This is a genomic window from Aestuariivirga sp. (genome assembly GCF_044238155.1).
Taxonomy (GTDB): Bacteria; Pseudomonadota; Alphaproteobacteria; order Rhizobiales; family Aestuariivirgaceae; genus Aestuariivirga.
On the sequence record NZ_JBIIDX010000014.1, the window covers coordinates 24,458 to 31,278 of the forward strand.

Here is a 6,821-nt window from a genome sequence, read left to right on the forward strand (position 1 = left end):
CCATGGAAGGCCAGATGCAGTTTCCCAATTTGTTTTCGCCGTTTCGCCTGAAGTCCACGGAGATTCGCAATCGTATCTTCTCGACCGGGCATGACACCTATCTTCCCGAAGCTGGTTTGCCATCCGATGCCTTGATTGCCTACCAGCGCGCCAGGGCGCGGGGCGGTGCGGGTCTGATCGTCATTCAGGTTGTGGGCGTACACGAGACGGCGCGCTACACGGAGGCGCTCCTGATGGGAACCTCTGACGCCTGCATCAAGCCCTTTGCCCGACTGGTCGATGCCATCCATGCGGAAGGGTCCAAGGTCTTCATTCAGCTGTTTCATCCGGGTCGCGAATTGCTTGGCAGGCCTGACGGGGTTGTGCAGCCTGCCTTTGCGCCATCCCATTCTCCCTCGGAACGATTCAAGGTGATACCGCGGGAAATGCCGATCACCATGATTTGCGAGATTCTGGAAGGGTTCGGCGCGGTGGCGCGGCGCATGGCTGAGGCCGGCGCGGACGGCGTCGAGATTGTCGCAAGCCATGGCTATCTGCCGGCCCAGTTCATGAACCCGAGAGTCAACCGCCGTGCGGATGAGTATGGCGGCAGTTTGGATAACAGGCTGCGCTTCACCCGTCAGGCCATTGCTGCAATCCGGGCGGTCGTGCCGCAAGAGTTCGTCGTCGGCATGCGGATGTCAGGCGATGAGCATGATGAGGATGGGCTCGTTGAGGATGACTCACTCGCGATCGCACGCGCTCTTGCGCCGGAGCTTGATTATCTCAATGTGATCGCCGGAACGTCTGCGACAGCATCGGGCGCGGCACATATCGTTCCTTCCATGGCCAATGCCCACGGCTATGTGGCGCCATTCGCCCAGAAGGTGAAGCAGGCGACAGGGACTGCAGTTTTCGTGGCGGGGCGGATCAATCAGCCTCAGATTGCTGAACAGGTGCTGGCGTCCGGTGCTGCCGACATGTGTGGCATGACGCGCGCCTTGATCGCTGATCCCGAGATGCCCATCAAGGCGAGGGCGGGACGGCTGGATGACATTCGGGCCTGCATCGGATGTAACCAGGCCTGCATTGGCCACTTCCAGCTGGGTCTCTCGATTTCCTGCATTCAGCATCCGGAAACCGGTCGTGAACTGGCTTACGAGCGCAAGCCTCCAGCAGCCCAGCGCTTACGCATCATGGTGGTTGGCGGCGGGCCTGCTGGGTTGAAGGCCGCTGCCGTTGCGGCCGAGCGTGGCCATGATGTTCAGTTGCACGAAAGATCTTCGTTAACGGGGGGGCAGGCACGGCTTGCTCAACTCTTGCCCACCCGCTCGGAATTCGGCGGCATTATTACCAATCTCACGGCCGAGGCAGAGCGCCATGGAGCAGTTATCCGGCGCAACAGCGAGGTAACACGTGCCGTTCTCGCCAGTGAGCGGCCGGATGCCGTCATCCTGGCGACGGGCTCGAAGCCACAGCTGCCGCCCTTCAGTGGCGAAGCGAGGCAACTCGTCCATGCCGTTGACGTGCTTTCCGGTGCCGCAGGTACCGGGCAGCGGGTCGTGGTCTATGACTGGATGGGCGATTGGCTGGGCGCCGGCATTGCCGAAAAACTCGCCATCGAGGGCGCACATGTACGGCTCGCAGTTAACCATCACTGCGTGGCCGCGAGTATCCAGACCTACATTCGATTTGAGACGGTCGCCCGCCTGCACCGTCTTGGGGTGGAGGTTCACCCATGGCTTCGGCTTTATGGGGCAGATGACCGAACAGCCTATTTCGTGCACACGCCCTCTCGTGAGGCAGTTGTGTTGGAGGACGTCGACACGATCGTCCTTAATGTACCCAATCTGCAGGAGGATGGCCTGGCCTCTGATCTGGCCGAGCTCGGCATCCCGTGTCACCTGGCCGGGGATGCGCTGAGCCCTCGAACCGCGGAAGAGGCGGTTTACGAGGGAATGCAGGCCGGGCTTGCCGTCTAGCGGCCTGCGCTGTTGCTCCGATGCAACAGCCTCAGGATTTGTTTGCTGGAACAATTTCGCCTGAATCTCAACCTTTTATCCGCCCAAATTCATTTCTATCGATGCCGGAGTTTTGGCCGGTTCGGATGAAAATCAGTCATATGTTCGGGAAACAGCGTCAGGAAACGGTCACCAGTCAGGCGACGTGCAGGACGCAGGCAAGCTGAAGAGCATGAGGGTGGCAGTGTTTGTGGTTGGTGGCTGGCGGGTGGCATGTGCGTGTGCCGCCATCGCTTTGTCGTCTCCTGCCTGGGCCACCGATGAATCGTCATCCTGGCCCTTGGCTGGTTTCCACTCCTACCTGCCTGCTGCGCCCGAACTGAAGCTTCCCGAAATCTCCATTCCCTTCTGGACTGACGATCTCAAGAAGGCCAAGCGCGCCTACAAGAATGGCAATTATGAGCGTGCCGTGGACCTGTTTCGCAGCGAGTCCGACGATGGCAACATCGTTGCCGACTGGTACCTCGGAAACATGTACCGCCAGGGGCTTGGCGTACCGCGGGACGATGCCATGGCTTACAGCTATTATTCCCGGGTTGCCGAGGCTTATGACCCCGACGAGGGCAACCAGAATCGCCTGCGCATCTCGGTCGACGCCATGGTGCGGATTGCCGACTACAAGCGGACCGGCGCAGTCAATGCCGGCATTCAGCCGAACCCGAACGCAGCCGCAGAGACCTATCTCAGGATCGCCACCACCTATGGGCACCCCGCTGCTCAATATGCGCTGGGGATCATGAACATTCGGGGTGAAGGCATGAAGCGCAACCCTCAGCAGGGTCTGAAATGGCTGATGGCAGCCGCGCGCAAGCGCTATGCGCCGGCAGAGGCCTATCTTGGTGAACTTTATTGGGATGGCCAGATTGTGCGCCGTGACCGTACCCGCGCCATGATGTGGTACATTCTGGCGCGCGAGTCGGCGAAGCCGGAGGAAAACCCGGAGATCTTCGACCGTGCCCTTCAGTTCGAGACCAATGTCGGAGATGATGAGCGGATCGAAGCTGAAGCCAGAGCCAAGGTATGGGACGATCAGTATCCGGTCGATCGCAAGAAGCAAATGTCGAGCGATTAGAGCCTGGGCCGGCTCGGCCGTGACAGGACAAAGGCAGACACCCCCGCCATCACCAATCCTGCCGAAATGATCGCCCAGCCCGGGGCAGGCGTCGCGAGCATCAGATAGCCGAACATGGCGCTCATCATGACGATCGCGAAAAACTTGGCTGCCGGGGGAATCACCCCATGCTGCTCCCAGTCGCGGATGTAGGGTCCAGCCAGACGATGATTGCGGATTTTCTCGGCCAATTCGGGAGACGAGCGCGAGAAAGCCCAGACTGCGACCAGCAAGAATGGCGTGGTTGGAAACAGCGGCATGATGATGCCGATGATGCCGAGGCCGACGCACAGCCAGCCTGTTCCCACCAGCAGGGGGCGGCGGAGGGCCTTCATGTAAGATTTAGGCCCGGTCTTGCGGTTGACGTCCGCTTCATGTCTAGTGCCGCTCCTCATGACCACACCACCTGAACAGGGCCCCCAACTGGCCCAGGCCAATGTCGAAATCAAGGCGCCCTCTGCGTTCTGGGGCAGATTGCGCGCGTACTTCTTCACGGGTCTGGTCATCACGGCGCCCATCGCCATCACAGTTTGGGCAACCTACTGGTTTGTCACCCTGTTTGATGCCTGGGTGAAGCCTCTGCTGCCTCTCAGCTACAATCCTGACACCTACCTGCCAATCAGGGTACCGGGGCTTGGCCTTGTGGTTGCCCTGCTGGCCATCACGGCGATCGGCTTCATGGCTGCAAATCTTGCCGGTCGCACCATGATCGCCATCTGGGACAAGACGCTCTATGCGATGCCGGTGGTGCGGTCGATCTACAAGGGGTCGAAACAGCTATTCGAGACCCTGTTCTCGCAGAAGGGCGCGTCGTTCCGCAATGTCTGCCTCGTCGAGTGGCCACGTCGCGGGACCTGGTCTTTGGCTTTCGTCTCGCGGGAGGTTGATGGCGGGTTGATCGGTCTTGAGCCTGGGCGGCCGATGTATGCGATCTATGTTTCGACCACTCCGAATCCCACCTCCGGCTATATGTTCTTTGCCGATGTTGCAGACGTCAGGATCCTCGACATGAGTGTCGAGGATGGCTTGAAACTGGTCATCTCCATGGGCCTTGTGTTTCCTGATCGTCTGCCCTCAGCGGCGCTCGTCGTGGCTAGCCCGCCGCCAGAAGCCTGACCGCCTCGTCCCGCTCGAAAAGATAAAGCAGCACGCGCAAGGCCTCGCCCCGCGGAGATATCAGTTTAGGATCGCGGCCAAGGATCAGCTGAGCATCGTCGCGTGCGGCTGCCAGCAAATCGCCGTCTGTTGCAAGATCCGCCATGCGGAAAAGCGGCAGGCCGGACTGCCTTGCCCCCAGCATCTCGCCTGCGCCGCGCAGCCGCAGGTCTTCTTCCGCGATGCGAAACCCATCCTCCGTCTCCCGCATGATGCTGAGTCGCGCCTTTGCCGTCTCGCCCAGCGGCTCGTCGTAGAGGAGCAGGCAGGATGACTTGCCATGACCGCGACCAACCCGTCCCCGCAGCTGATGCAGTTGTGCCAGGCCGAAGCGCTCGGCGTTCTCGATCACCATCGCGGTGGCTTCTGGAACGTCAACGCCAACCTCGATGACCGTGGTGGCCACCAGGAGCGACAGCGTTCCGTCCTTGAACGCTGCCATTACCTTGTCCTTTTCCGGTCCCTTCATGCGGCCATGCACCAGTCCGACGCGACCCTTGAATTGAGCTTGGAGTGCTTCAAACCGGTCCTCGGCTGCCGCAAGGTCTACGGCCTCGCTTTCTGCCACCAGCGGGCAAACCCAATAGGCCCTGCTGCCTTGGGCAAGGGCGCGGTCAAGCCCGGCCACCACCTCGTCCAGTCGTGACATTGGCATGACACGGGTATCGATGGGCTGGCGCCCCGCTGGCTTTTCTGTGAGTCGCGAGACATCCATGTCGCCATAGACCGTGAGAGCCAGGGTTCGCGGAATGGGGGTGGCCGTCATGACGAGGAGATTTCCCGCCCCGCCTGCCTTGGCCTGTAGCTGCAGCCGTTGGTGCACCCCAAACCTGTGCTGTTCGTCGATCACCACCAGTCCCAGATCATGGAAAGCGACATCATCCTGAAACAGGGCGTGAGTACCAATCACGATCTGGGTTTCACCGCTCGCCACGCGCGCGAGGATTTCCTGTCTGAGCTTGCCCTTCTCGCGGCCGGTTAGCAGTTCGGCACGAATTCCTGCCGCTTCGCACAGGCCTGCCAGTGTCGCCTGATGCTGGCGCGCGAGGATCTCGGTTGGAGCCATCAGCGCACCCTGCGCGCCACCTTCAACGGCCGTGACAAGGGCCAGCAGCGCAACCACCGTCTTGCCCGCACCAACATCGCCCTGAAGGAGACGGATCATGCGGTGGTCAGCCGCCATGTCTCGCAGGATATCTTCTACAGCTTCAGCCTGAGAAGTGGTGAGGCTGTAGGGCAGGGCGCCAATGATCCTCGCGCGTAGACTGCCGGTTCCACTGAGTTGGCGGCCCGCGGCCCGTTTCATGCTGATCCGGACCAGCGACAGCGCCAATTGATTGGCCAGCAGTTCGTCGTAGGCGAGGCGGCGGCGGGCCGGCGCCGCCGGTCCGATGGCGGCTGGCTCGGCAGGGTTGTGCAGGGATCGCAGCGCCTCGCAGAAGCCAGGCCATGCATTGCGCTGACGGAAGGCAGCATCCTGCCACTCTGGCAGTTCTGGCAATTTCTCAAGTGCCTGTCGGATCGTCTTGACCAGGATCTTGCCTGACAGCCCTTCGGTCAGCGGATAGACTGGCTCGATGAGCGGCAGAGATTGGAATTCCTCGGCCGACACGATGTAGTCCGGATGGGCGATCTGCGCTTCGTCGTTGAACCAGTCGATCGTGCCGGAGACAAAGCGGGTCTCGCCCTCCGGCAGTTGGCGGCGGATCGAGTCAGCATAGGAATGGAAAAACACGAGGGTGAGCACGCCTGTGCCATCTGAAACTTCAACCCGATAGGGCACCCGGCGGTTTCCAGGCGGGGGCGGACGGTGGCGCATGACGCGCGCCTCGACGGTAACCACGCCACTGGTCGGCAGCATGGCAATCCGGGGACGAAAGCGCCGGTCCACGGCGCCAGATGGCAGATGGAAGAGCAGGTCGATGACACGCGTCGTCTCGCCCGGTGCTGCATGGGCAGGCCGCAGAAACGCGGCGAGCAGCTTGTCAAGCTTGCTGCCAATGCCCTTGAGGCTCGCCGCGCCGGCGAACAAGGGGTTGAGAAGCGTAGGGCGCATACATCATTTTCGGCTGGAACAGGTTGCAGCGCAAGAGTGGTTGAGGCTAGACACGCTTCGCATGAACAGCCTTTCCCCCGACGACGACAGCATCCGGCGCAAGCGCCTCCTGTGGCGTGCAACTCATCGTGGCATCAAGGAGATGGATCTCGTGCTCGGGGGCTTCGTGTCGAGCAACATCGGCAGTTTCAGTGCTGCCGAATTGACTGATCTCGAGCGCATCATGGATATTCCGGACCAGGAGATGCTGGCCTGGGCGACACGGCAAATGGAGGTTCCCGCAGGGCATGCCTCGCCGCTCCTCGCCCGCATTCTTGCCCTCGAACATGATTGACATCGCACCGCTTCGGCCGCTGTTGGCCAAACCAGGCTGTACCACCCTTTCCGGAGTTCCTGAGGGATTGGACGCCATGCTCCTGCCTGCCCTCGCAGAGTTGGCGGACAAGCGAATTGTGGTCCATGTCGCGGTAGATGACCAGCGGGCATCGACTTTGGCTGG

Annotated in this window: 6 protein-coding genes; 4 read left to right on the forward strand and 2 right to left on the reverse strand. The window is 61.2% G+C overall.

Annotated features, from left to right (window positions below):
- Positions 1-14 precede the first annotated feature (14 nt).
- Positions 15-1,961, forward strand: coding sequence for an FAD-dependent oxidoreductase (locus tag ACILRN_RS02795; protein ID WP_395685324.1), 1,947 nt, complete (start codon positions 15-17; stop codon positions 1,959-1,961).
- A gap of 217 nt (positions 1,962-2,178) precedes the next feature.
- Complete coding sequence (locus ACILRN_RS02800; RefSeq protein WP_395685326.1) at positions 2,179-3,072, forward strand: tetratricopeptide repeat protein; 894 nt, start codon at positions 2,179-2,181, stop codon at positions 3,070-3,072.
- Here ACILRN_RS02800 and ACILRN_RS02805 read toward each other — a convergent pair.
- Positions 3,069-3,446: a YbaN family protein gene (locus tag ACILRN_RS02805; protein ID WP_395685328.1), complete on the reverse strand. Its 378-nt coding sequence runs from the start codon at positions 3,444-3,446 to the stop codon at positions 3,069-3,071. The genes ACILRN_RS02800 and ACILRN_RS02805 overlap by 4 nt on opposite strands.
- Before the next feature lie 58 nt (positions 3,447-3,504).
- On the opposite strand from ACILRN_RS02805, the gene ACILRN_RS02810 reads away from it, so the two are divergent.
- Complete coding sequence (locus ACILRN_RS02810) at positions 3,505-4,227, forward strand: DUF502 domain-containing protein (RefSeq protein ID WP_395685329.1); 723 nt, start codon at positions 3,505-3,507, stop codon at positions 4,225-4,227.
- On the opposite strand, the gene recG is transcribed toward ACILRN_RS02810, so the two are convergent.
- Entirely contained in the window at positions 4,205-6,322 is a 2,118-nt protein-coding gene (gene recG / locus ACILRN_RS02815) for an ATP-dependent DNA helicase RecG (RefSeq protein ID WP_395685331.1), read from the reverse strand. The two genes, ACILRN_RS02810 and recG, sit on opposite strands and share 23 nt — an antisense overlap.
- A 61-nt stretch (positions 6,323-6,383) precedes the next feature.
- On the opposite strand from recG, the gene ACILRN_RS02820 reads away from it, so the two are divergent.
- Positions 6,384-6,656, forward strand: coding sequence for a succinate dehydrogenase assembly factor 2 (locus ACILRN_RS02820; protein WP_395685333.1), 273 nt, complete (start codon positions 6,384-6,386; stop codon positions 6,654-6,656).
- The last annotated feature ends 165 nt before the right edge of the window (positions 6,657-6,821 follow it).

Excerpts from the sequence above, each read along its gene's own strand:
- ACILRN_RS02805 (WP_395685328.1), bottom strand. The coding sequence starts at position 3,446 with ATGAAGGCCCTCCGCCGCCCCCTGCTGGTGGGAACAGGCTGGCTGTGC.
- ACILRN_RS02795 (WP_395685324.1), top strand. The coding sequence starts at position 15 with ATGCAGTTTCCCAATTTGTTTTCGCCGTTTCGCCTGAAGTCCACGGAG.
- ACILRN_RS02820 (WP_395685333.1), top strand. The coding sequence starts at position 6,384 with ATGAACAGCCTTTCCCCCGACGACGACAGCATCCGGCGCAAGCGCCTC.
- ACILRN_RS02810 (WP_395685329.1), top strand. The coding sequence starts at position 3,505 with ATGACCACACCACCTGAACAGGGCCCCCAACTGGCCCAGGCCAATGTC.
- recG (WP_395685331.1), bottom strand. The coding sequence starts at position 6,322 with ATGCGCCCTACGCTTCTCAACCCCTTGTTCGCCGGCGCGGCGAGCCTC.